General features: G+C 28.8%; 23 protein-coding genes. 6 read left to right on the top strand and 17 right to left on the bottom strand.

Going from position 1 to position 24,438, the window contains the following annotated elements:
- Nucleotides 1-20: 20 nt before the first annotated feature.
- Together JFY71_RS06300 and JFY71_RS06295 are read left to right on the top strand one after the other, a co-directional pair.
- Nucleotides 21-857, top strand: coding sequence for an ABC transporter permease (locus JFY71_RS06300; protein WP_243659973.1), 837 nt, complete (start codon nt 21-23; stop codon nt 855-857).
- Nucleotides 858-865: 8 nt separating this feature from the next.
- The gene (locus tag JFY71_RS06295) at nt 866-1,612 is read left to right on the top strand and encodes an ABC transporter ATP-binding protein (protein ID WP_243659972.1); all 747 of its coding nucleotides are present in this window, start codon (nt 866-868) and stop codon (nt 1,610-1,612) included.
- A gap of 74 nt (nt 1,613-1,686) precedes the next feature.
- Here the strand turns inward: JFY71_RS06295 and JFY71_RS06290 are convergent, their stop codons facing one another.
- The 6 genes from JFY71_RS06290 to JFY71_RS06265 all read right to left on the bottom strand — a co-directional run bounded on the left by JFY71_RS06290 (nt 1,687) and on the right by JFY71_RS06265 (nt 7,851).
- Nucleotides 1,687-2,424, bottom strand: a complete 738-nt coding sequence (locus JFY71_RS06290) for a sugar isomerase domain-containing protein (RefSeq protein WP_243659971.1) — start codon at nt 2,422-2,424, stop codon at nt 1,687-1,689.
- 10 nt (nt 2,425-2,434) lie between these two features.
- Nucleotides 2,435-3,679, bottom strand: a complete 1,245-nt coding sequence (locus tag JFY71_RS06285) for a PTS ascorbate transporter subunit IIC (protein ID WP_243659970.1) — start codon at nt 3,677-3,679, stop codon at nt 2,435-2,437.
- 1 nt (nt 3,680) lies between these two features.
- A complete protein-coding gene (locus JFY71_RS06280) occupies nt 3,681-3,965 on the bottom strand; it encodes a PTS sugar transporter subunit IIB (RefSeq protein WP_243659969.1) in 285 nt (94 codons plus the stop codon).
- A gap of 12 nt (nt 3,966-3,977) precedes the next feature.
- The gene (locus JFY71_RS06275; protein WP_243659968.1) at nt 3,978-4,418 is read right to left on the bottom strand and encodes a PTS sugar transporter subunit IIA; all 441 of its coding nucleotides are present in this window, start codon (nt 4,416-4,418) and stop codon (nt 3,978-3,980) included.
- Complete coding sequence (locus JFY71_RS06270) at nt 4,411-6,306, bottom strand: BglG family transcription antiterminator (protein WP_243659967.1); 1,896 nt, start codon at nt 6,304-6,306, stop codon at nt 4,411-4,413. The genes JFY71_RS06275 and JFY71_RS06270 overlap by 8 nt, the downstream gene beginning before the upstream one ends.
- A 372-nt stretch (nt 6,307-6,678) precedes the next feature.
- Entirely contained in the window at nt 6,679-7,851 is a 1,173-nt protein-coding gene (locus JFY71_RS06265) for an IS110 family RNA-guided transposase (RefSeq protein ID WP_243659966.1), read from the bottom strand.
- 196 nt (nt 7,852-8,047) lie between these two features.
- On the opposite strand from JFY71_RS06265, the gene JFY71_RS06260 reads away from it, so the two are divergent.
- Nucleotides 8,048-9,640: a DUF975 family protein gene (locus tag JFY71_RS06260; protein WP_243659965.1), complete on the top strand. Its 1,593-nt coding sequence runs from the start codon at nt 8,048-8,050 to the stop codon at nt 9,638-9,640.
- A 26-nt stretch (nt 9,641-9,666) separates the two neighbouring features.
- On the opposite strand, the gene JFY71_RS06255 is transcribed toward JFY71_RS06260, so the two are convergent.
- Nucleotides 9,667-10,512: an SIR2 family NAD-dependent protein deacylase gene (locus JFY71_RS06255; protein WP_243659964.1), complete on the bottom strand. Its 846-nt coding sequence runs from the start codon at nt 10,510-10,512 to the stop codon at nt 9,667-9,669.
- Between the two features lie 21 nt (nt 10,513-10,533).
- Nucleotides 10,534-11,340: a MerR family transcriptional regulator gene (locus JFY71_RS06250; protein ID WP_243659963.1), complete on the bottom strand. Its 807-nt coding sequence runs from the start codon at nt 11,338-11,340 to the stop codon at nt 10,534-10,536.
- Between the two features lie 60 nt (nt 11,341-11,400).
- On the opposite strand from JFY71_RS06250, the gene JFY71_RS06245 reads away from it, so the two are divergent.
- Nucleotides 11,401-12,048, top strand: coding sequence for a YitT family protein (locus JFY71_RS06245; RefSeq protein ID WP_243659962.1), 648 nt, complete (start codon nt 11,401-11,403; stop codon nt 12,046-12,048).
- A 90-nt stretch (nt 12,049-12,138) separates the two neighbouring features.
- Here JFY71_RS06245 and JFY71_RS06240 read toward each other — a convergent pair whose 3' ends face one another.
- Nucleotides 12,139-12,915 (bottom strand): ZIP family metal transporter, encoded by a 777-nt coding sequence (locus JFY71_RS06240; protein ID WP_243659961.1) that lies wholly within the window; start codon nt 12,913-12,915, stop codon nt 12,139-12,141.
- Between the two features lie 282 nt (nt 12,916-13,197).
- On the bottom strand, nt 13,198-14,319 hold the full coding sequence (locus tag JFY71_RS06235; protein ID WP_243659960.1) for a baeRF3 domain-containing protein: 1,122 nt from the start codon (nt 14,317-14,319) through the stop codon (nt 13,198-13,200).
- 207 nt (nt 14,320-14,526) lie between these two features.
- On the opposite strand from JFY71_RS06235, the gene JFY71_RS06230 reads away from it, so the two are divergent.
- Entirely contained in the window at nt 14,527-15,996 is a 1,470-nt protein-coding gene (locus JFY71_RS06230; RefSeq protein ID WP_243659959.1) for an LTA synthase family protein, read from the top strand.
- 93 nt (nt 15,997-16,089) lie between these two features.
- Entirely contained in the window at nt 16,090-16,842 is a 753-nt protein-coding gene (locus JFY71_RS06225) for a DUF2238 domain-containing protein (protein ID WP_243659958.1), read from the top strand.
- A 68-nt stretch (nt 16,843-16,910) separates the two neighbouring features.
- On the opposite strand, the gene JFY71_RS06220 is transcribed toward JFY71_RS06225, so the two are convergent.
- From JFY71_RS06220 to JFY71_RS06190, 7 genes are all read right to left on the bottom strand, one after another.
- Nucleotides 16,911-18,608 carry a M3 family oligoendopeptidase gene (locus JFY71_RS06220; RefSeq protein ID WP_243659957.1) on the bottom strand — a complete coding sequence of 566 codons (1,698 nt, stop codon included), beginning with the start codon at nt 18,606-18,608 and terminating at the stop codon, nt 16,911-16,913.
- A gap of 96 nt (nt 18,609-18,704) precedes the next feature.
- Nucleotides 18,705-19,601 carry a hypothetical protein gene (locus JFY71_RS06215; protein WP_243659956.1) on the bottom strand — a complete coding sequence of 299 codons (897 nt, stop codon included), beginning with the start codon at nt 19,599-19,601 and terminating at the stop codon, nt 18,705-18,707.
- A gap of 78 nt (nt 19,602-19,679) precedes the next feature.
- Entirely contained in the window at nt 19,680-20,273 is a 594-nt protein-coding gene (locus JFY71_RS06210) for a cytidylate kinase-like family protein (RefSeq protein ID WP_243659955.1), read from the bottom strand.
- Between the two features lie 26 nt (nt 20,274-20,299).
- The gene (locus JFY71_RS06205; RefSeq protein ID WP_243659954.1) at nt 20,300-21,199 is read right to left on the bottom strand and encodes an acetamidase/formamidase family protein; all 900 of its coding nucleotides are present in this window, start codon (nt 21,197-21,199) and stop codon (nt 20,300-20,302) included.
- Between the two features lie 78 nt (nt 21,200-21,277).
- A complete protein-coding gene (locus tag JFY71_RS06200; protein ID WP_243659953.1) occupies nt 21,278-21,736 on the bottom strand; it encodes a GNAT family N-acetyltransferase in 459 nt (152 codons plus the stop codon).
- Between the two features lie 21 nt (nt 21,737-21,757).
- Nucleotides 21,758-22,195, bottom strand: a complete 438-nt coding sequence (locus JFY71_RS06195; RefSeq protein ID WP_243659952.1) for a GNAT family N-acetyltransferase — start codon at nt 22,193-22,195, stop codon at nt 21,758-21,760.
- 148 nt (nt 22,196-22,343) lie between these two features.
- Complete coding sequence (locus tag JFY71_RS06190; protein WP_243659951.1) at nt 22,344-24,437, bottom strand: FtsX-like permease family protein; 2,094 nt, start codon at nt 24,435-24,437, stop codon at nt 22,344-22,346.
- Between the last annotated feature and the right edge of the window lies 1 nt (nt 24,438).

Here is a 24,438-nt window from a genome sequence, read left to right as displayed (position 1 = left end):
AATAAAAGGAGGTTACATACTTGCGTAAAAATATTGAAAAATGGATATATCCAATTATTGTACCAATAATTTTATTAATAGTGTGGAGTATTTTAGCAAAAATAATCAATAATGATTCAATTTTACCACCTGTTAGTGACATCCTATATAACTTTACCCATGCTTTTGATAATTTTATAGGATTAGGGTCTTTACCAAGAAATATTGGTTTTAGTCTTGTAAGGGTTTTACTAGGCTACGGCTTAGGAGTATTAGTTGCTATTCCCTTAGGTCTATTAATTGGATATTTTAAAACTATGAGTGCTTTATTTGAAAGTTTTATAAATCTATTTAAACCAATTCCTCCTTTAGCATGGCAACCCTTAATTTTAGGTTGGTTTGGAGTTAGTAGTATTGCAACTGTTTTTGGTCTAAAATATGGTGAACAATTTGTTCTTTGGGATAACTATAAAATTTCAATGATCTTTCTTATTGCTTTAGGTTCATTTTTCCCTGTTATTGGAAATGTAATTTTTGGAGTTAGAAATGTGCAAAAAACCCTAATAGAATCAGCTAAGGTTCTAGGGGCAAATAATAAGGATATATTTTTAAATATTCTTTTACCTGCATCTTCTCCAACTATACTAAATGGACTAAGAATGGGATTAGCTACTGCTTGGGGTTGTTTAGTCGGTGCAGAAATGTTGCCGGGAAGTGTTTCCGGTGTAGGATATTTAATAACCCACGCCTATGAACTAGCTAGAATTGATTTAGTAATTACCGGAATTATATGTATAGGTTTAGTTGGTGCCTTATTAGATGGAATTTTTAAATTTATTGGCCAAAGGTATTTTTCCTGGGAAAGTAAAGTAAAATAGGAGCTTTTATGGAATATTTAAAATTAAATAATATTAAGAAAACTTTTTCTAAAAATAAATTTACTGCTTTGGAAAATGTTAATTTAACTATAAATGAATCTGAATTTATATGTTTGTTAGGTCCTTCCGGTTGTGGAAAATCTACAATTCTTAGGATGATAGCCGGTCTGGAAAGCCCTACTTCAGGAACTATTATGTATAAAGACAAGCCAATTACAGGGGCAAAAAAAGAAATTGGAATGGTATTTCAAAACTATTCTTTAATGCCCTGGCTAAATGTGTTGGAAAATATAGCTCTTGGTCCAAAATTTTCAGGAAAAAGTAAAAATGAACGTATGAAAATAGCTAAAGAATATCTTGAATTAATAAATATGTCCGATTTTGGAAATGTTTATCCCTATGAATTGTCAGGTGGTATGCAGCAAAGAGTTGCCATTGCCAGAGCCTTGGCAAACAAGCCGGATGTTCTTCTAATGGACGAACCTTTTGGTGCTTTAGACGCCTATACAAGAATAGTTTTACAAAAAGAATTGCTACGTATATGGGAAAAACAAAAAATTACAATTATTTTTGTTACCCACAGTGTTGACGAAGCGGTTTACTTGGCTGATAAGGTATATTTTATGAAATCCAAACCTGGAAAGATTTATAAGGAAATACCAATAACCATACCTAGAGAAAGGGAAAGAAATGACCCCTTATTTGGCGAGCTAACTACTAAGTTGTTGGATTTATTTGAAGAAAATAATAATTAATCTTGTTTTAATACTAAAACCTCCTTCTATTTTAGAATAAATACTGAATAGAGGAGGTTTTATAGTATGTTTGATTAATATCTGTAATGTATTAATTCTTTAAATTCGTCTTTAAGTTTCTTGTTTAATTCATCACCACCATCTAAATTTGCACTATAGTATATAGGTGGATGTACTTTACCATTTTCTATAAGTTTTTTACATACTTCTGATACTATCGTGTTAAGAATTGTAGCTCCTACTACAGTGGATGATGGCCCAACCTTTTGTTCTAAACCTTCAATTTCACACATTGCATCACCTATATCACCATGATTATCTATAGTTATATCTGCTAATTCATATAATTTTTTTCTTGAACTGTGACGAGATTCTACAGATTTAGAATATTCCAAATTTGTTAAAGCAATAATTTTTACGCCTTTTTTCTTTGCATACAGTCCTAAATCTAATATTACAGAATTTCTTCCAGATACTGAATGAAGTATTAATACATCATTTTCTTTAAAATCAACTGTTTTACCTAAATTTTCACCATAGCCTTCTAAACGTTCCATTTGACTTGTTAGTGTTATAGGTTCCGTGTCTAACATTATTTCCCGTCCAAAAATAGGGTTTATAACCATTAATCCACCAGCCCTGTAATACATTTCTTGTGTTAGTATTCCGGCATGACTTGCTCCAAATATATATATGGATTGTTTTTTTTCAATTGCTTCTACCAGCAGATCAATGGTCCCTTCTATTTTATATTTTTCTTCTTTTTCTACAATTTTTAATTTTTCTATTATTTTATCGAAATATTGATACATACTCACTCCTCTATCCAAATATACTAGCAATAAATTTAGCTATTATTCCGAATAATGAAAAATCATTACCTCCAAATATTAATATCCAGCTTTGAATTGTATTACTATATATAACTGCTGAAAACCCAACTAATGCAACCATTACTACAGATGCTACTATAGTTCCTATAATTGAACCTCTTAAACCTCCTTGACCTTCTCCAATAACTGCAGCAGCTCCACATTCAAAAAATGATGTAATTACTAAAGGCACTAGCATAATTCCAAAAACATTAAATGTATTTGCAATTACTATTAATATTGTTGAAGTGATCATTGCTACTAAAAATCCAATTATTACCGCATTTGGCTTGTAGTTAAAAAGTATTGGACAGTCAAATGCAGGTTTAGCATTTGGAATAAGTTTTTCAGATATTCCTTGAAAAGCTGGTACTATTTGATTGATTAATAGTCTCACACCATAAAGCATAACCAATAATCCTGCTCCAAATATAAGCCCACTATTTATTGATGTCATTACAGTACTAGCACCCTCTTCTATTAAAGCAGGTATTATCAATCCAACTACTAAGTACATTATAAAAATTACTAATGCTCCTGTTACTGAAATTTCTCTAAAAAAAGATAATTTTTCAGGTACTTTTAAATCCTCTGTAGATTTTTTCTTATTTCCAACTCTTTTTGCTACAAAACCTGAAACCAAACTTAACATTCCTGTAGGATGTCCTATTAAAAACGAGTCATCTTCTGTTGCATCCCAAACATATTTTCTCATTATCCACGGCATAAAAGACCAATAAAGAGCAGAACAAATTGCACCAAATGCTATTAATATTCCCCCTGTTAATCCTCCCTCTACTCCTGCTGCCACGAATATAAACGGAAACCACCATATCATATGACCTGTTAAGAAAACTGTTTTAACAGGAGTAAATCTTGCAATTAATAAATGGATTATTAATCCTACAAACATTGCCATTCCTACAGTTCCACCAAATGACTTAGTAAACGTTACATCATTTAATCCTTCAGCTGTTGTTATTCCTAAGGTAGTTTGAAATGCCGTATTAATTGGTGCTATTACGCCTGAAAGCATTCCAACTCCCTCATTTAAAACAACCATTCCAAATGCCGCCATAAGAGTTCCCTTTATTGTTTCTGCAAATGATTTTCTTTGAATTATTAAACCAATCATTGCAATTAAACCCAATAATACCGGCGGATTTCTTAAAATATTATTTGTAATAAATTGCATACTACTCCTCCTTTAATGTAGCTAAATATTTTTCGAATTGTTCTTTTACCTCATTTTTATCCATAAATTTATGAATAGGATAAACAGGATTTTTTACTGAGTTTTCTAATTCAGAAACCAATTCTGCGCTTGTAAAATATGCATCTGCTTCTGTTGCTTTTGCTGTAGATAAATCAGTATTTTCAACTTCAACCTTTATGCCTAAATCTTTTGCCACTTTATCCAATGCCATTTTCAATACCATTGAACTTCCAACTCCGAATCCACAAACTGCTAAAACTTTCATTTAATCCCTCCTTTAATTATTTTTTAATATTTGTAATATTTTTTCTTTTTCTCCATGAAGAATGGTGTTAAAATTATCCTCATCCAATAATATTTCAGATATTTTTTGTAAATACTCTAAATGACTTGATTTATCAACAGATGCCAAAACCATAAATATACGTACCGGTTTTCCTTCTAAGTCTATGTTTTTATTATTTACTAACAGACTCATAGAAACTTCATTGACACCTTCTCCTGCTTTTGCATGCATTAATGCAAAATAATCCGTTAACACCATATATGGTCCATTAACTTCAACATTTTTCATCATATTTTCTACATAAACATCAGTGATTTTCCCTTCTTTTAACAATGGTTCGCTAGCTATTTTTACAGCTTCTTGCCATGTCATATCCTTGTTTTCTATAATTACATTTTTTTCATTAAAAATTTCATATAATTTATTATCCATTTATTTCCTCCAACTTGCTCAATAATACTTTTTTATCGTCAATATTTTCTATAATAAATTCCAGAATTTTTTCAGTTTTATTTATATCTTTATCAGATATTCCTAAAAGAATAAGCATATCTACCTGTTCATTATTCCAATTTATACAATCTTTCATTTTTAAAATATAAATAAAGCTGTTAATGATTTTTTTAGGATCACCATGAGGTAACGCTATTTTATTTTTTAAATAAGTAGTTCCTAGTTTTTCTCTATTTATTACAGTACTAGTATATTCATTATTTACTAATAGATTATCCTTAGCTTTATCACATAAATATAAAATTGCTTTTTCTTTATTATCAAATCGCTTTTCAAAAACTTTAATTGTTAAATTAGATAAATACAATTTACTTTCATTTGTTTCTGGTTTAGAATCATAAATAATATCTATATAACAATCTGTTATTTTTTTTAATTCTTCTTTTGAAATAACTGGTGATACGATTATAGTTGGTATATTTTCAAATTTTATATTTACTGTACTTACTATAAAATCTATTGAATTTAAATTATAATTTTCCACTTCTTCAAGAGAAATAATTTCATAGATATTAATAGATGGTAGAATTCTTTTTATTTGAGAACTAATTAACGAACTTGTTCCTACCCCATTTGGACAAATGAACAAAACCTTTATAGATTCTTTTTTACGCTCAATAGCAGCTTGAAAATGGAGCATTATAAATGATATTTCATCTTCTGTAATTTCAACATTATAACCTGATATAAAATCATTCAATGATAACCACACTATTGCGTAAATAATAGAATACTTTTCCTTTAATTCATCAAGTAATGGATTATCAACTCTAATATTTGACTGAAGTCTAAATAGCATTTGATGAAGATGATTTTTTAAATCATTAAGTAATTTTAGATCATTGCTTAAAATTATTCCCAAACTTCTTTCTACACTAATAACTAAATCTTTTATATTTCTTTCAAAATCCTCATTAAAAAACTCTAGACTGTTCAGTCCATTTATTCCTAATCCCATAAAAATATTATTTATAAAATAAATTTCATCTATTGTAAAATCATGATTTAATTTATTTTTTAATCTAAAAAGTATTTCATAAGTAAAAGGATATATTTCCATACCTTCAACTTTATTGGATATTAAAGTTTTGTTTTTTAAGTTTTTAATTTTTTTCCCTTCTTCGCTTCGTTTAATTAATGTATATAGTGATATTGCTACAATACCTATATAAAAATTTGAAACTATTAAATTCTTCTTTTTGAGAATATTCTTTAGATCATACCTTATTTCATTAATCCAACTAATGTTAATCCAATCCAAAAATCTACTATTTGTTGTATTAAATTTAAATTTATTTCTATCTAGCAGTTGCTCTATAATTATTTCTCTTATTAATTGCTGTTTGTCCATTTCATTTCCAACAATAAGTGTACCTCTATTATCTGAATATAATTTCAATTTCGCTTTTACTATAATCTTTTTAATTTCTGATAAATCATTAAATATGGAACTTTTGGATACGTAATACTTTTCGGACAATTTATTATAGCTAACGGTATTTTCTTCAATTAATAATTCATATAATATATCTAATTTTCTGCTCTTAGGATCATATTTTGACATAGTTCTATTATCAAAAATAGATAAAATTCTATTATTGTTTAAGTAGTTTTTATTAAAAAATATTTTACTATTTTTCAATAAGATTAAATTATGATAACCATTTCTTTCAAAAAAATTATTTAAATCGACAATATCATTTCTGATTGTTCTGGCTGAAACTTTTAATTTTTTTGATATTTCTATTAAATTAATAGTTTTACCATCTAAAATCTCAAATAAAATATACCGTTGTCTATTTTTCATTTATTTCCCCTCACTAAGTTAATTATATTAAATATAATATATCTAGAAAATTACATTTTTTTTACTAAAAATCTCGAAAAAAATTGAACACCTAATTAATACATCTTTCAATTTTAATATTGTTTCTTTTCTTAGATCATCCCGATTATAAATATGTTAAATTAAAATCTTACATTTCAATATTTCCATCTATGATATAATAACTATAATTTAGAAAATTCTAATAAATTCCTATAGACTAACTATATGAAGTCAAGTAAAAAAGATAAATTACGCAGACAATTAAATATCTAAAAATAGGCACACAAAAAATAAGTTATCAACAATAGAAATTATAAAAACACTATTGTGGAACAAACTCTAAATCGTTAATTAATAAATAGTGAAGAACTCTAATAAGTTTTTAGCAACATGAGTAATAGCAACATTATGACACTTACCTTCACTGCGTTTCTTTTGGTAATAGTTTTTAAAGTTGTTATCTCTCATAGAAATTAGCCTAGCGGCTTGTAATAAAGCCCATCTTAAGTAAGGTGAACCTCGCTTTACCATAGAAACATTACTGGCTCTAAAATTACCGGATTGGTAGGTAGAAGGATCGAGCCCTGCAAAAGCTACAAGCTTTGAAGAAGAAGAAAATCTATGGATATCACCTATCTCCGATAAGATAATAGAACCTAGATTATATGAGATACCAGGTATAGTCAAAATAGGACTTTGAACATCCTCCATAATTGATTTTATCTCATTATCAAGTAATATAAGCTCCTCTTCGATATCATTGATTAGACGGATAGTTTGCTTAAGTTCAAAACTTAAAGCTCTACTATCAGAACCGATAGAGTTTTTAGCAGAGTTTTTGATATCAATTGCTTTAGCCTTGGAATACTTGTCCTTAGAATTTTTCTTAAGGATATTAGTAAACTTAGTAAGGTGAGCATCAGCTATTAATTTAAGAGATGGAAACTCATAAAGAATAGCCATAGTAGATTTTTGATTAATAGAATACAGACAATCAGTAATCTCAGGAAACATAATTTCAACAAGGCGGTTTAAAGAAACCTTTAGCTTAGAAGATTGTTCCCTAAGATGTTTTCTATGTCTAGTTAATGACTTTAACTCCAAAATCTGATAATCTAGATTAGAGTGGGGTTTTAAGTCAGGATTACTTAGCATAGAAGCAATACACTTAGCATCAACCTTATCGGTTTTAGTCTTTCTAAGCGTTAGAGCTTTTCTGAAAAGACTAGTTTGAAGCGGATTGAGGATAATGGGTGGGTAACCATTGCTGTTAAGAAAATTAGCGATATTAATGCTATAATGTCCAGTGGCTTCAAGCCCCACTTTTACAATTTCATCAGTAGAAGGAATAGAATCAATTAGATACTTAAAACCTTCAATAGAATTAGGAATAGTAAAAACATCCTTGATAACAGTACCATCAGAATGAACAATAAAACAATCATGCTTATTTTTAGAAACATCGATACCAACACATATCATAAAAAAAATCACCTCAATTAAAATTTGTTGTGTTTTCCACATAGGCTATGTTGTGTATCCTTGTTCTAGATAAAACGTCTAGCGTTATCTAACTAATAAACAATAAAACATAGGTATGTGGTTGGAGCCTAAAAAGAATAGTCAAGCTATAGGAGAGAGAACCAATCCACAACATTATGTTTATTATATATAAAATAATTAACTATAGTTGACTAAGTTCATTATACAAGGAGAGTGTATGGACTGGAATAGAAAAGAATTAAAGCTAAATGCTAAGAAAACTATTAAAAGAAATTATATTCAATATATTATTGTATGTTTGGTTATTGCTATTGTAGCCGGCGGATATACTTCTTCCCATTTAAATACGGATTTATTACGAGGTTCCGATAAAGTAAAACCTCCTGCTGTTGTAGACAGTGTGGTGAAAATATTAGACGGTTTTGGTGTTACTACTCTATACTCTGAACAGGAGGAAGTTGTTAACAAGGTTGAAGATAAATTCAATTTAAGAAATGCAACTGAAGGTGTCTTTGCCACTATTATTAACAATTCCGGTGCTTCAAGGTCCTTTATAATAGGGCTTTTAAATACTATTAATCAGTTAATTTTCAACAACCATTTTTTTCAAAGCACCATTATGATAATTGCTACTATTTTAATTATTGGCTTTTGGCTCTTTGTTCAGAATATTTTAATAGTAGGACAAAGTAGATTTTTTATTGAAAATAAGAATTACAGCAACACTAAAATAGACCGAATTCTTTTTATTTATCGTATAGGAAGAATAAGACATACTGCCTATATTATGTTTTGTAAGTATATTTTTAATTTTCTATGGTTTTTTACAATTATTGGCGGATTTATTAAATACTATGACTACAAGATGATTCCTTTTATTATTGCAGAAAACCCTGACATTTCAAGAAAAGACGCTTTTAAACTGTCCCATGAGATGATGGTTGGAAATAAATGGAAGGCCTTTAAGTTGGATTTGTCCTTTTTACTTTGGCATATTCTTTCCCTTTTAACCTTTGGAATTATAAGATATCTTTATTTGAACCCGTTAATTGGTGCCAGTTATTCTGAACTTTACTTTCTTCTTCGTGAAGAAGCTATTGAGAATAAATTACCCTTAAGTAGTTATTTTAATGACAGATACCTAACTAATCCAATAGATAAAACCACAGAGGCTTACCCTGTTGAATTATATACAATACCGGAAAAACATAAAAGAGATTGGCTGGTTTTAGATTATGATAGAAAATATAGTATTACTTCCTATATTTTAATATTTTTCTCCCTTGCCTTTATTGGATGGATTTGGGAGGTTGCTTTACATCTTTTAAAAACCGGTGTTTTTGTTAATAGAGGAACCATGATAGGACCTTGGTTACCAATTTACGGTACAGGAACCTTGTTAATGTTAATTTTACTTAAGCCTCTTATTGAAAAACCACTGGTACTTTTTCCTTCTGCAATGGTGCTTTGTGGAATTTTAGAGTATTTCACCTCTTGGGCTTTGGAGAAGCTATTTAATACTACTTGGTGGAATTATAAAAATGTATTTTTTAATATTAATGGTCGTATTTGCTTTGAAGGTTTATTGTTTTTTGCCATTGGAGGATTTTTAATAATTTACTTTATTGCACCATTAATTGATGAGTTTTTACAATACATCCCAAATAAATTAAAAAAAGGTATGTGTTTAATATTAATTGTTCTCTTTACTTTAGATTTATCGCAAAGTGCTACTAATCCTAATACCGGAAAGGGAGTTTCACAGACAATTTCCTATAAGTCATTAAATTACAAATATAAAAAGCCCTAGTTTATGCTTGTAAACTAAGGCTTTTTTTACTTCAAATCCTCTAAAGCTTTCCCAATTTCCTCTTTTATGCAGATTGTTCTGTTTTCTATTTCTTTAGGAATATAATGGTCATCTATATTTATAGTTGCGTAAATGGAGTTAGGATTTTTAGAAGTCATTATTCTAAAAGGATATTTTATTATTCCTGGAGTATTGTAGCCAACTCCTATTTCTAAATATATTATTTTTGATTTAAGATTTTCTTCTTTAAACTTCAAATATCTTCTTGAAGCTTCCTGCCATTTTTCATCTTCTACAAATTTATCATCTACTCTTAAATTCATTGTAAGTGGCGCCTTACAATAAGGGCAATAGGGTATTAATTCTTTTGGAATCCTCATGTTTTTTTGTTCTTTTACCATAAGTTTTATACTTTTTTCATTGTTGAAGGTTTCTTTTCTACAGGGTAGTGAGCATTGCCAAAGGCCGTAATCACCTTGGGTACAAAACAAGTTTTTACTATCAAAGCCGGCTTTTTGAAACATATGGTCTACATTTGTAGTTATTACAAAATAGTTTTTATTTTTTACTAATTCAAGTAGGTCCTTGTAAGGCTTTCCAACTTCTGCTTTATACCTATTTAAATCAATATGCCTACTCCAATAGGCCCAATATTCCTCCAAACTTTTAAAGGGATAAAATCCTGCTGAATACATATCCGTTAATTTGTATTTGCTAATAAAATCAGAAAAATTATCGGTAAATCTTTTTCCATAGTATTCTAGGCCGGCAGCAGTAGACAGGCCTGAACCTGCTCCAATTAAAATTGCATCTGCTGTATTAATTTTATATTTTAATTTTTCTATTTGTTCTAAATAATTAATACCTTTCATATTAATCCTTTCCCTTAGTTTCTACTCTTTTATTAAGACTTGAATTTCCGTTAAATACTCTTCTTCTATTTCCGTGTATCTTGTATCTATATAATATAGTTCATAGATGGTATTATCTAATTTTAAGTTTTTGTTTTTCGCAAATTCAAAAATTTTCTCTAAATTATTTTTAAGTTTTTTATAACTTCCTTTATATACATAAGAAAGGTAAGACCCTTTTGGCAAAAATTCACCAGTATTTCCCTTGCTATTTTCCTGTAACATAAAAACCGTATTATATTTTCCTACTATACCGTCCTTTATATCTTCCTTAAGCATACTTGCACCAATTTCATAGTTTTCAAACTGGTGTAATTTAAAGCCATGTTGTTTTTGAAGAAATCTTATTGAAAAATCCACTTCCTCATCTAAGTAAACATCTGTTTCTAATTTTACTATTCTTCTACTTTCCAGCTCTTTAATTTCAAATTCTTCTACAGTCATTTTTTTGTATAAATCCAAATTTTCTATTTGAATTTCCAGTAGGGCTTTTTGTTTTTCTAATTGTTTTATTTCCTCTTCTACTATTTTATTCTGTTTATTAAGTAAGTTATATGTATTTGATAGGGACAAATCCTCTAAATATTCTTTTATTTCAGATAATGAAAAATGTAATTTCCTTAAGTCTGCTATTATATTTAATTTATAAATATCCTTTACACTGTATAGTCTGTAATTATTTTTACCACGTTTAGGTTTTATTAAGCCAATTTTTTCATAATATCTTAAAGAATCTATGCCAATATTAAATAAAGTCGATATTTCTTTGATTTTAAAATATTTTTCCATACTTCCTCCTTGACTCTAGTACTATACTATAGTTTATCATAATATTCGAGGTGAATTTTAATGATATTAAAAAATTGGAAAAATGAACTAAAGAAAGTATTTCCAATTAGCTTAGTAGTAAAAATATTTTTAGGAGCAATTATTTTATCCTTTGGTATATATAATATTCATGAACAGTCTTCTGTTACAGAAGGCGGCGTTATAGGCTTAAATTTATTGGTACATCACTGGTTTGGAATTTCTGTTGCATATATAACACCTATTTTAGACATATCATGTTATTTATTAGGTTTAAAATACCTTGGCAAAAGATTTTTAGTAGTGTCTCTTTTTTCTACTATACTTTTTTCAGGATTTTATAAATTCTGGGAATTATTTCCACCAATTTTTCCTAGTTTGGAAAGTCATATGTTAATTGCTGCAATTTTAGGCGGTTTATTTGTTGGTGTTGGTGCAGGACTTATTGTAAGTTCTGGAGGAAGTAGCGGTGGTGATGACGCTTTAGCTTTAGTAATTAGTAAAAAGTTTAATTTTAAAATATCCTCTGCCTATCTTTTTACAGACATTTCCGTTTTACTACTTAGTCTGTCCTATATACCAATAGGAAAAATCTTCTTCTCATTAATTACCGTTACTATATCGTCCTATACTATTGACTATATAACTAGCTTAGGTAAACAGACTGCTGTTTCATCAATAGAGGCATAGTTATTTTAAATATTTTCATAAAAAAATAGACATATTAATTTATGTCTATTTTTTATTTATTTTATTGTACAACAACTTCATGACCTTAAATTATCCTAAAGCTACATCAAGAACCATCATTATAGCAAATCCTACAGAAAAACCTATAACTCCTATGTTACTATGCTCTCCCCTTGATGCTTCCGGAATTAATTCCTCTACTACAACATATATCATTGCACCTGCTGCAAATGATAATAAATAAGGTAGCATCGGTTCAACTAATGACGCTGCTAGTATTGTTAAAATTGCACCAATAGGTTCAACTACTCCGCTTAATACTCCATAAAGAAAGGATTTGTTTTTGGAAAATCCCTCATTTCTTAAAGGCATTGAAATAATTGCCCCTTCCGGAAAATTTTGTATGGCTATTCCAATTGCAAGTGTTAATGCAGCTGAAAAGGTAATAGCTGTATTTCCTGCAGTGTAACCTGCAAATAAAACTCCAACTGCCATACCTTCCGGTATATTGTGTAATGTTACTGCAAGCATTAACATGGCACTTTTCTTTAATGTTGTTTTTGGTCCTTCAGGTTCATCATCATTAACATGAAGATGAGGTATAATATTATCTAATAATAACAAAAATAAAACTCCCAAAAGCAAACCTGTTACTGCCGGAATAAAAGATAATTTATCCATGTCTTTTGACATGTCCATTGCAGGTATTAAAAGAGACCAAACTGACGCTGCTACCATTACTCCACCGGCAAAACCAAGTAAGGCCTTTTGTAGATTGTCATTCATCTTTCCCTTCATAAAATAAACACAACCGGCACCTAAGGATGTACCCAGTAGTGGTATAAATAAAATTGCTAACAATTCCATAATATAACCTCCAAAAAATTTATAAACACTTTTTATATCTATCCTATATTAATAATTTTAAACAAAATCTAAATACATAGTGTATAATTATACCCCTAATTTTTTCTTATTTCAATCCAATAGCTTGCTGGTATTTAAATATAATAGTTAAATGCTTCTTAATTATATAAGGACTTAAGGAAACTCTACTCCATAATCTATCCAATAAAAAAGAGTGGAAATTTTAGCTTCCACCCTTTAAAATTTTATTTTAATAAATATTTATTTTTCTTTAAAATATTTTTAATACCTGTAAATTGCCGCTACTCCTGTAGTGTCCGGCATTTTTTCCTTAGGTAAAATAACCACTTCACCTTTCGCCTTTAAAACCATCTCTGCAATATCGTCTAAAACATCATCGGTTTCTACATCTTCTAAAGGCATTTCCTTAATTTCCTTTGTTTCCATATCTACAATTCCAGGTAAAATCTTATCAGACTCTATTAAAATAGTATCTATCCTACCTTCAACTGCTTTTTTAACAACATCGTTTATATTTGCACTTGCATTCCCCTTAGACTTACCATTGTTAAACATATTTACCAACATTTCGGTTCTGTCTAAGTAAATTTTTTCTATTATTTTCCATGCTTCTTCCTTAATAGCATTTATATCCATTGCCTCAAAGTCCTTATCTATTCCCTTTTCAACAAGTAATTTATTATTTGTTAATTTTCTAAATTCTCCTTGATATTGAGGCAGAGCTACTAAAACTAAAGGTGCTCCTGTTGGTTTTATGTAGTTTTCCCAAATATATCGGTCTACATTTCTAAGGTATTTTTCTGTTTCTTTTTTTACCTCATCCCTATTGCTACCAGTTGAATACATGGCTTTTCCATCTTTACTCATATCAATAGTTGTTAAACGATACTCTTCGGTAATTTCATCAGGCATATTTTTTGGTGATTCTATTTCTGTTAAATTGTATCTATCACCGTAAAACAATTTAAAATTATGTCTATTTATTCCAAGTACATAGTATTTATCCACAGATTGATAAACCCTTATTAATGGCTTAATGTGGAAACTATTAGATACTACTGTTAATTCCTTAATTTCCCTAAATAGATTATAGATTATGCAATGTTCTCTATTTAAAAATATTGCAACAGCATCTCTTGTCCTATTCCAAAAAACCATATCTTGTTCTAGGTCATAAAGGGGTGATAAAATTTCCTCTACTTCTTTTTTAGAAAATTTTTGTAATAAACTTCTTTCTGCCTTTTGAATTTGATTCTTAAACATTATTCTGTCTTTTTGATTTTCCATTTTATATCTGTGAGTTGGCATATATATGGATATACAAACATCTCCTCTTTCATATAAAACATCATTAGGAAAATCTTGAACTATTTTATATTTCATGTCATCACCTCTTGTATATTAGTTTCTATATTATATCTACCTGTTTTCATAGGTCCTAAAACATATTTTTTCTTTTTTACTTTAAAAATACCTAAAAAAATTAAGATAAGCCTTAACAATTCATTCTTTATAATATAAACTATGTTATATATTTACCCTTAGTCTTGTTAATTCAAGACTAAATTTAGACGATTTTATTTTAGGTGTGTGATATTTATTAAGAAAAGTATAAAAGATTATATTACAAATACCCTACTTATTATTTTTTCAATTATAATAGTAGCTTGTATTTATATTAAACTTAATTTTAAGAAACAAACAATTGAAGAGATTATATTTTACCTTTTAAACGATGCCGGACAAGCTTCTACAGCTGTTTTTATTACTGCAATTATTAAATCCATAATTCCCCTTCTTCTATTGGTTTTTGGATTATTGTTTTTAAAAAATAAACTATTTAAAAATAAAGAAATATTCTTTACTCTTATATTATTTTTATTAACAATGGTTACCTTTATAGTTACTTTAAGAGTAGATATCTTTATTAAAAACAATCTGCAATCTTCAAATTTTATAGAAGAAAATTATGTTGATGGTAGAGATGTTAATATTAAGTTTCCGGAAAAAAAGCGAAATTTAATATTAATCTTTGCTGAAAGTTTTGAAAACTCATTAATTAACAAAGAATTAGGAGGAGGCTGGGACTATTCCATTATGCCCGAAATGGAGGAACTGGCATTAAATAATTTAAATTTTTCAAATAATGAAAAAATAGGCGGTTTTTACCATACTAACGGTTCAACTTGGACTGTTTCCGGCTTAGTTGCAATAACTTCCGGAATTAATATGAAGGTAAATATGGCAAATGCATATTTTTCAAATAACTTTATGGCTGGAGCGTATTCCCTTGGTGATATTTTAAAAGAAAATGGATATAATTTAAATATTTGTATGGGCTCAGCTGCAGAGTTTGGAGGAAAGGATAAATACTTTTTAAATCATGGCGATTATGATATTTTCGACTATAACTATGCTGTAGAAAATGGATATATGAAGGCCGAAGATAAGGTTTGGTGGGGTTTTGATGATTCCGATCTCTTTAAATGGTCTAAGGAGGAAACTTTAAAACTTGCAGAAGAAAACAAGCCTTTTAATTTAATTATTGAAACCGCAAATACCCATTTTGAAAATGGTTATTTAGAAGAAAATGCTCCAAATAATTTTAATACTCAATATGAAAATGTTCATTCCTATTCATCTACACAAATTAATGATTATATTAACTGGGTAAAGGAACAGGATTTTTATGAAGATACAACAATTGTAGTCCTAGGAGATCATCTAGGAATGCAAACGGATTTTTATGAGGACAATATGACTCCCGGCTATGACAGAACGGTTTATAATGTATTTATAAATCCTGCCATTAACACCAAAAATAATAAAAACAGAACCATAACATCCTTCGATATGTACCCAACTATTTTAGCAAGTATTGGAGCAGAAATTGAAGGAGATAGGTTAGGCTTGGGAGTGAATTTGTTTTCAAATAAAAAAACCCTGTCTGAAAAAAATGGTTATGACTATGTAAATAATGAAGTTGGAAAAAATTCCAATTTCTTCAACCAGTATATACTTGGTGAAGATTATTTAGATGTAATAAGAATTGGAAAATAGTTTTTTAGTCTATTTTCTTAAATAAGGTATAATAGTAGTTATAATATTAGTTAAAATATATTTTTAACTTTAATAATTACGTAAGGAGATTTAATGAGTAAAAAGAAAATTGATGAAAATAGAACTAATAAAGAAGAAAAAATAGACAAAAGAAAAACCTTAATTTTTAAAATAGTTTTTACATTATTAGCAGTATCAGTGGTTTTTTCCATTTATAATTTAATAAACGCCCCATCCGGTGTTTCTAATAAAGAATATGAGCTGGTAAAAAGTGACTATGTTCTAATGATTTTACAATGTATAGTAGGTATGATAGTAATTTTTTTACCTTCCCAAGTTGAAAGAAAATTTGGCATCGATATACCTGACACAATGGAAATAATTTATTTTATTTTCTTATTCTGTGCAATTTATTTAGGCGAAGTAAGAAACTTCTATTATAAGATTCCTTACTGGGATATGATTTTACATGCCTTTAGTGCAATGATGCTTGGTGCCCTAGGATTTATATTAGTTGATTTCTTTAATAAGAAGGCCATTAAAGGCACCCACTTAAGTCCATTTTTTGTTTCATTGTTTGCTTTTTGTTTTGCAATGACCTGTGGTACGGTGTGGGAAATTTACGAATACTTAGCCGATAGTGTTCTAGGTACTAATATGCAGAAGTTTATTACAGCAGAAGGTGTTGTATTAACCGGTCATGCAGCTTTAGGCGACACAATGAAGGATATAATTGTAGACTTTATTGGTGCTCTTGTAATAGTTACACTAGGTTATATTCATTTAAGAAGAGCTGAAAAAAAGGAAACATCAAAAGAAGATAAAGATTTACAAAAAACTGCTTAAAAAAAACCTTTAAATCCAATGGATTTAAAGGTTTTTTTGTAACTAACAATTAATAGAATGAATTTCCTTTAAAATTTACTATCATCAATACTATTAAGTCTTTCCTTTAATGGTTTGATTGTTTCTTCTATTACTCCATCATTAAAAGGATTTTTTAAATTCGCCAACTTTAGTAGTTCTAAAAATGACTTGCTACCGCCTGCATCACAAAGCCTTAAATAATCCTTCCAAGCTTTTTTTCTATCTTCATTAAATTTATTAAAGAATTGGAAGGCACAAACTTGAGCTAGGGTATAATCTATATAGTAGAAAGGTCTTTCAAATATATGACCTTGTCTAAACCAAAATCCTCCTCTTTCCAAAAACTCACTTTCAGAATAATCCTTAAAAGGCATATATTTCTTTTCTATTTCTCTCCATTTAGCCTTTCTTGCAGCCGGAGTAACATTAGGATTTCCATAAACAAAATGTTGAAATTCATCTACTGCTACACCATATGGTAAAAACTCCAAGGTACCTGCTAAATGACTAAATTTATATTTTTCTGTGTCATCCTTGAAAAATAATTCCATCCATGGATAGGTTATAAACTCCATACTCATGGAATGAATTTCAGCTGCCTCATAGGTTGGAAAACTATAAGCCGGAATGCCTAGGTCCTTACTTCTGTAGGTTTGAAAAGCATGACCTGCTTCATGGGTTAATACATCAACATCTCCACTGGTTCCATTGAAGTTAGAAAAAATAAATGGTGATTTATAGTCATCTATAAAAGTACAGTAACCTCCACTCATTTTACCTTCTTTACTTACTAAATCCAATAATTCCCTGTCTAACATAAAGTTGAAAAACTCTTCTGTTTCAGGCGATAATTCAGAGTACATTTTCTTTCCATTTTCTATAATCCACTCCGGATCACCTTGTGGTTTAGGATTTCCTGAAAGGAATTTAAAACCTTCATCATAGTTTTTTAAGGAATAAAGACCAAGTCTTTTTCTTTGTCTTTCCTTAATATCCACTACAAGTGGAACTACAGACTCATATATTTGTTTTCTGTAATTTTTTACATCTTCCGGTCCATAGTCAGAACGGTTCATTCTTTTATAACCAAGTTCAATATAATTTTCATAGCCTAATTTCTTAGCTATTTTAGTTCTAATTTTTACTAATCTATCATAAATATCATCAAATTTATCTTCATTTTCCTCAAAGAAATTCAAATATGCATTTTCCGCCTTCTTTCTCATTTCCCTATCTTTAGAAGTTCTAAAAGGCAACATTTGAGATAAGTTTCTTTTTTCACCTTCAAATTCAATTTCTGCTGAAGCAATTAATTTAGAATATTCGTTAACGGTTTTATTTTCTTCTATTAAATCTTCAATAATTTCTTCAGAAAATACTTCTAAACTCATATCGGTTAAGGTAAATAATTGTTTACCCCATTTTTCTTCAAGTTCAGGTCTAAATTTTGATTTTACCACTGCCTTGTCGAATTTATTTATAACATTATCGAATTTAGGGCCATTTTCATCGAAAAATTCCCTTTCTTTTTCATAGAATTCGTCTTTTGTATTAATACTATAGCGTATATGCATTAAAGTTCCCATTGTACTAACATTTGACATAATTTTCATAATATTTTCAAAATACTTAGATTGTTCTTCAAAAGTAGAAGCGTTTTCAAATTTATCAATTAAAATATTCATCTCTTCTTCTATTTTTTCAAAATCCGGTCTTATATATTCATAATCCTTAAACTTTAGCATAAATACCTCCATTAATATTTATTATCACAAAATATATTTTACTACACTTTAGTTATTATATAAAGATTAATTTTTATTTATCATATTTGTATCAAATTAGTTTAGCAATTTTATTAGCTCAAGTAATTTTCTTGCTAATATTCCATTTTCCAAATTAGTAACTATATCTATTATCCAATCTGGTTTTATATTCTTCTCCTTGGCTACTAATAATGAATCTAATGGCTCAATAACTTCATCAATTTTAAACTCTATTTTTGGAATTATATATTCATACCCTCTTAAAAATTCATTTTTTACCTCATTATCTGAAAACCATAAGGCATTTTTTATATCTGTAGCCCTAATACCTATCCCTAAAAAATTAAAATCAAACATAAAGGCACTATCATATTTTTTACTAACTATAAGATTTTCAAAATAAAAATCATTATATGTTAAAGTTTTAGGTATTGTATTTAAAGTGTTTTGGATAACATTAAAATTATTTCTAAATAATTTCCAAAAAAGATTATTTTCTGTAGAAGTCCAAGTCGCCAATTTATTTATATTTTCAATAGTAATGTAGTTTAACGGTGAATACATTTTTATGTTAGTGTTATTTGAAACAAATTTTTCCCCTTCTAAATGTAATTTTTTATACCATTTTCCTAAATTATACATAACCTTAGGATTATTCATATCTTCCCTAATTCCTAAACGGAGATTTTTAGAATATAATATATCTTCCATTAAAATACTCATTTTTGACATATTAAATATATTGACTGTCGGTAGCTTTAACCTGGTTAATATTTTGTAGCTTTCTATTTCCCTTATATATTTATTTGTTAAAAACATTTTTAATATTGCAAATTTATCCTCTAACTTAACCCTGTAAACTACTATTTCATCTTTACACCTTACTAGCTCTATATTTAACGGTATATATCCCATACCTATTAATTCCTTTAAAGCTTTATTTTTCAATTCTTCACTATTATTAGTACTCATCTATTCTCCTACAATAAATTAAAAATATATTCACACAAAAACCACCTAATTTATAACTAGATGGTTTTATATTTGTAATTAGAAGTTTACAGCTTCTTCTATTAATTTTACACAATTGTCAATTCCTAATTCCCCACTATTTAATGTCATAGTAAAGTTTTCAACATCTCCCCATTCTCTATCGGTATAAAATTTATAATATACTCTTCTTCTTTTGTCCTTGTCCTTAAGTCTTTTTTCTAAACTTACTTCCCTGTCTCCATATTTTTCCCTTACTCTTCTTTTACGTTTTTTAAGATCAGCATGAACAAAAACATGAATGGTATCTTCCCTGTCCCTTAGAATATAGTCTGAGCAACGTCCAACTATTACAGCATTTTCTCCTGAGTCTGCTATTTCTTTAATTATTTTTGTTTGTGCTTCCCAAATATAATCATCTACAGACATTCCTCTATAGTCCCTTGCTAAAAGACCTATATTAAACAAGCCTCTGTATGTATCCTTTTCTTCTGTTTCTTCAATAAACTCTTGACTAAATCCCGATTCTTCGGCGATTTTTTCTATTATTTCCCTGTCATAATATTTATAATTTAACTTTTCAGCTAGCTTTTTTCCTACAGTTCTTCCACCGCTACCAAACTGTCTACTTATGGTTATAATTTTTTTAGCCATTCTCCCACCTCATCTTCATAAAATATTTATAATAATTCCTTCATTGTAATAATGTTTTTTGGTATTGCAGCTCTTGCTGTTTTCTTTGGATTAACTATTTGTGATATTTTTAAATCCATTACAAGACTTGCCATTACATAGCTTTCTGCCCATGAAACTTTTAAAGCATCCTTCATTAAATCAACTGCAGTACTGGCAGCTTCCTTTGTAGCTTCGTCTAAGCTCTCTCCGGAGGCAATTATTTCTATTCTGTCATCTAATTCTACAATAGGCCATGTTAATTTTCTTTTTGTTTTTATTACTTCAACTTCCAGTTCCACTTCGCCAGAAATTTCAAGTCCTGTAAAACAAAGTTCACCGTCTCCCATAACAGCATGTAAATCTCCTAAGGCTAACATCGCTCCTTCTTGTTGAACTTGAAAATATAAGGAACTTCCTTTTCCTATAATAGTGCTGTCCATATTTCCACCATGTTTCCAAGGAGTATGGGTTCCCCATTTCCCCTCTTCCTCTGCCGGAGCAAGACCTATAACACCAATCATTGGATTAATTGGAATCTTCTTGCCTAAATAATATGCATAGCCATCCTTTACTTCAATTACCCTTACAATTGCTTCCTTAGATTCTTCTGCAAGGCCACCGGCATTTGGAATTGCTGCTGCAACACCCTTGTCCTTTAGTTCTATATTAATAATATTAACTTTTAAAACATCTCCCGGCATTGCGTCTTCAACATATATAGGACCTGTTGCAGGATTTACAATATCCATATCTATTTCCATTAAAACCTGCTCTTCCGATTTTATTTGTTCATGAAAGCAATCACAGGTTTCTACAATAAAAGGTTCTTTTGGTTTAACTCTGTATTTTTCCTTCATACCATATTCGAAATTATAAATAACATTTTCTTTACTAAATTTATTCATACCTTAGAAGTCCCCTTTCATATTAAAAAATTTATACTATATTCATTCAATACCCTAATTTAGTTCTTTATAAAAATATTATTGCTTTTCATTTTCAATATTTAAAAAATATTTTTTAAAATTCTTTTGTAGCTTTATTTCCTTAAATCCTTTTTTCCTATAAAACATATGGGTCTCTTGTCTTTTTTCTCTGCTTACAAGCCTTAGGCCTTTTGAACCTTCATTCCTAGCCCATTTTTCTATCCTGTCTATTAACTTTCCACCTATTCCCATATTTTGAAAATCTTTTGCTACGACTAAGGCCATTATATCTTTTAAGGAATCCTGATACAGACTTTCATAGTCGTGAGCTTCAATATAAGCAACTACTTCGCCTTTATAAACTGCAACTAAAACCCTATAACTATTATTATCTAATATTTTTTCTAATTTTTCTTTTGTCTTCTCTAGTGGATAATCATAGCCAAGACTAAATTTGTTTAATTTATATATATAATTTGCATCTTCAATAAGACATCGTCTTATAGTAATCTCCATAATGCCTCCTAAATTTATATATTAAAATATTAGATTTTTTCTAAAATTCTTTTGATCTTTTATTTTTTTATAACCACATTTAAGATAGAACTTATGGGAATCTTCCCTTTCTTCACCTGAAGCTAATCTAACGCAGGAAACCTTTTCATCCCTTGCCCATTTTTCCACTGCTTCCAATAAATCTCTGCCTATTCCTATTTTTTGAAATTTCTTTGAAACAGCAATTCCTAAAATATTTTTCATAGGTTTAGAATATATACACTGATAATTACTGGCATGTACATAGCCAATAACATATTCGTCAACTTCTGCAACAAAAATCTTATCTAACTTATTTTCACTAATTTTCTTTAAATTTTCTACCGTTTCTTCCAAAGGATAATCATATTTCATTTCATTTTTGTTTAACTGATAAATAGCCTCACTATCGTCAAGTTTAAATTCTCTTATAATTAACATAAGCGCTCCTTTAAAATAACTGATTCCCATTACCTACATCCGACCTATTTGTTTAATTATTATATAATATATTATCATATAAATATCCTAACAAATTAATTTATTCAAATAAAAAAATCCATATATTGTAATATGGATTTCCTTTATCTTATGAAATATTTAATATTTTACAGATTTTTTTAAAGCTTAGCTTATACAAAATATAAATAACAGTGGACATTATAATAACTACTCCTATACTAATTCCAAGTCCAATAAATTCCTGTTCTGTAAATTGTCCATCATTTGAGTATAGCATCATAGTATAAAAAGCTATTATTACAATAGTTCCAATTAAGGTTGGAGAAAAAAATATTTTAGATATTTGGGACTTCATGGATTTCTGAAGATATTTATTATTTGCCCCTATACGTTTTAAATCCTCATAGACTCTTTTATTATTTAAGCCGGTAGTTAAACTTCTCACATATAAAATAACTATTACTGCAGAAAAACAAATTATGGCAATAAATACAAATAAGAGTAAAAAAACTGCATATTGTTTTAGAAAATCTATCTTGTTCATTATTGCAAAGTTTGGCATATATTTCCAATTACTTCTAAAGTCAGATGAATCCTTTAAATCATAATCAACTTTATAGGAATCCATACCATATTCTTTTCCTTCTTTTTCAGCAACTATTTTTGAAACAGGGTCCCAATATAAAAATTGTTTCACTTTAGAATCGGAATGTTCTACTATTTCATCAAATAGTAAATTTGCAAAGTCATAGCTTGCCTCTAGGTTTTTTACATTGAAAAAAACTATTTTTTCCAGCCATTCCGGCGTTAAACCCCTTGTCATTTTTTCATAGTCTTCATCTGATAATATTCTATAACCAAATAAGGAATTATTTCTAAGTTTTAGTTTTGATGGTGTAACCTTCATCTCTTCACCTGTAACCATATTTGTTATTATGGAAATTTCTTCACTGGTTCTAAAATCATTACTTCCATCATGACTTAGTATAGTTATAACCTCTCCGGGTTTAATACTAATATTTTCTCCTGTTAGTTTATTATAGGCCTCTTCCGATAAAAACCTATCACTTGCTAATAGGGTTTTATATTCAAAGGTTAATTTTCTATTTTCCTCTACTGTTTCTAACTCACCATCTACACCTAATATAGCCATAGGCTCTGTCCTATACTCTGTAATTTCCACATCCTCTTCTTTAGCTAAATCAAAAATATCATCTTTACCTATCATATTTTGGTCTTGTCTATAATTAAAGGAGTAGTCTACCTTACTTTCTTTAAATGCATTTTCTGATACTGAGAACATTAAGGGAGTATAAAAGGATGCAAAATAACCTCCTGCTATTAGTAGGGTTATAACTATCATATTTCTTACAGTTTGACGACCCTCAAACTTCATCATACTGGTACTTATTATATTCTTATATTTGTTTTTTCTACCTCCCCATCCGTTAACAACAGTATGAAGCATTATCATATACAAGCCTATTAATGCTGGTAAATAAAAAATACCTGGAAGCCAATCCGGTGGAAAATAAGAAAACTTTTCTATAATAAAACCCGATGAAGAGTATCCTAAAAAACCTCCTATAAGCATTAAGAGTATTCCAATAAATCCATACCAGTTTGGAACATCTTTAATAGGTTCAGATTTTTTAGATTCCTGAACTATATCTATTATATTTGTTCTGTTTATAAACTGTTTCATTCGTATAAATGACAATATAATAATTACTACTGTAAATAAAGCCGATAAGGCTATTGCTTTATATGAAATATTTAATACCATGTCAGGTGTGTCTACAATAAAAATCCTAAACAATTTCCAAATTCCAAGGGCAGATACCACTCCTAATCCTATACCTATAAGAGAAACTATTAAGACAAGCGTTAAAACATCCCTTATTAAAAAATGTTCAATCTTTTTCTTAGAAGTACCTAAGGCCATAAGGACTCCTACTTCCCTAGATTTATAGCGTAAAAATAAACCTATAGCATAGTTTACAAATACAATACATCCAATTACAGCAACTGCAAAAATCATCATCATCTGTTTTCTTGAATCTCCTCCAGGTGGAAGAATTGTTTGTACTGTTGGTGAGTTCATAATAGTTAAATAGGAAGTTATTAAAAGTACAGATAATAAGATACTTCCTAACATAAAATAATATTGATTTTTGTTCTTACTTCTTAATTTTTTATTTATACTTTTAAAGTCTATCATT

The sequence above is a fragment of the Miniphocaeibacter halophilus genome, from assembly GCF_016458825.1.
Taxonomy (GTDB): domain Bacteria; phylum Bacillota; class Clostridia; order Tissierellales; family Peptoniphilaceae; genus Miniphocaeibacter; species Miniphocaeibacter halophilus.
The sequence above is the reverse complement of the archived record's forward strand: the minus strand, read 5'-3'. Positions and strand labels throughout refer to the sequence as shown.

Excerpts from the sequence above, each read along its gene's own strand:
- JFY71_RS06265 (WP_243659966.1), bottom strand. The coding sequence starts at position 7,851 with ATGTGGAAAACACAACAAATTTTAATTGAGGTGATTTTTTTTATGATA.
- JFY71_RS06215 (WP_243659956.1), bottom strand. The coding sequence starts at position 19,601 with ATGAGTACTAATAATAGTGAAGAATTGAAAAATAAAGCTTTAAAGGAA.
- JFY71_RS06260 (WP_243659965.1), top strand. The coding sequence starts at position 8,048 with ATGGACTGGAATAGAAAAGAATTAAAGCTAAATGCTAAGAAAACTATT.
- JFY71_RS06195 (WP_243659952.1), bottom strand. The coding sequence starts at position 22,195 with ATGTTAATTATAAGAGAATTTAAACTTGACGATAGTGAGGCTATTTAT.
- JFY71_RS06220 (WP_243659957.1), bottom strand. The coding sequence starts at position 18,608 with ATGCTAAAGTTTAAGGATTATGAATATATAAGACCGGATTTTGAAAAA.
- JFY71_RS06235 (WP_243659960.1), bottom strand. The coding sequence starts at position 14,319 with ATGAAATATAAAATAGTTCAAGATTTTCCTAATGATGTTTTATATGAA.
- JFY71_RS06200 (WP_243659953.1), bottom strand. The coding sequence starts at position 21,736 with ATGGAGATTACTATAAGACGATGTCTTATTGAAGATGCAAATTATATA.
- JFY71_RS06245 (WP_243659962.1), top strand. The coding sequence starts at position 11,401 with ATGATATTAAAAAATTGGAAAAATGAACTAAAGAAAGTATTTCCAATT.
- JFY71_RS06285 (WP_243659970.1), bottom strand. The coding sequence starts at position 3,679 with ATGCAATTTATTACAAATAATATTTTAAGAAATCCGCCGGTATTATTG.
- JFY71_RS06225 (WP_243659958.1), top strand. The coding sequence starts at position 16,090 with ATGAGTAAAAAGAAAATTGATGAAAATAGAACTAATAAAGAAGAAAAA.
- JFY71_RS06270 (WP_243659967.1), bottom strand. The coding sequence starts at position 6,306 with ATGAAAAATAGACAACGGTATATTTTATTTGAGATTTTAGATGGTAAA.
- JFY71_RS06275 (WP_243659968.1), bottom strand. The coding sequence starts at position 4,418 with ATGGATAATAAATTATATGAAATTTTTAATGAAAAAAATGTAATTATA.
- JFY71_RS06250 (WP_243659963.1), bottom strand. The coding sequence starts at position 11,340 with ATGGAAAAATATTTTAAAATCAAAGAAATATCGACTTTATTTAATATT.
- JFY71_RS06210 (WP_243659955.1), bottom strand. The coding sequence starts at position 20,273 with ATGGCTAAAAAAATTATAACCATAAGTAGACAGTTTGGTAGCGGTGGA.
- JFY71_RS06295 (WP_243659972.1), top strand. The coding sequence starts at position 866 with ATGGAATATTTAAAATTAAATAATATTAAGAAAACTTTTTCTAAAAAT.
- JFY71_RS06205 (WP_243659954.1), bottom strand. The coding sequence starts at position 21,199 with ATGAATAAATTTAGTAAAGAAAATGTTATTTATAATTTCGAATATGGT.
- JFY71_RS06280 (WP_243659969.1), bottom strand. The coding sequence starts at position 3,965 with ATGAAAGTTTTAGCAGTTTGTGGATTCGGAGTTGGAAGTTCAATGGTA.
- JFY71_RS06190 (WP_243659951.1), bottom strand. The coding sequence starts at position 24,437 with ATGATAGACTTTAAAAGTATAAATAAAAAATTAAGAAGTAAGAACAAA.
- JFY71_RS06255 (WP_243659964.1), bottom strand. The coding sequence starts at position 10,512 with ATGAAAGGTATTAATTATTTAGAACAAATAGAAAAATTAAAATATAAA.
- JFY71_RS06290 (WP_243659971.1), bottom strand. The coding sequence starts at position 2,424 with ATGTATCAATATTTCGATAAAATAATAGAAAAATTAAAAATTGTAGAA.
- JFY71_RS06240 (WP_243659961.1), bottom strand. The coding sequence starts at position 12,915 with ATGGAATTGTTAGCAATTTTATTTATACCACTACTGGGTACATCCTTA.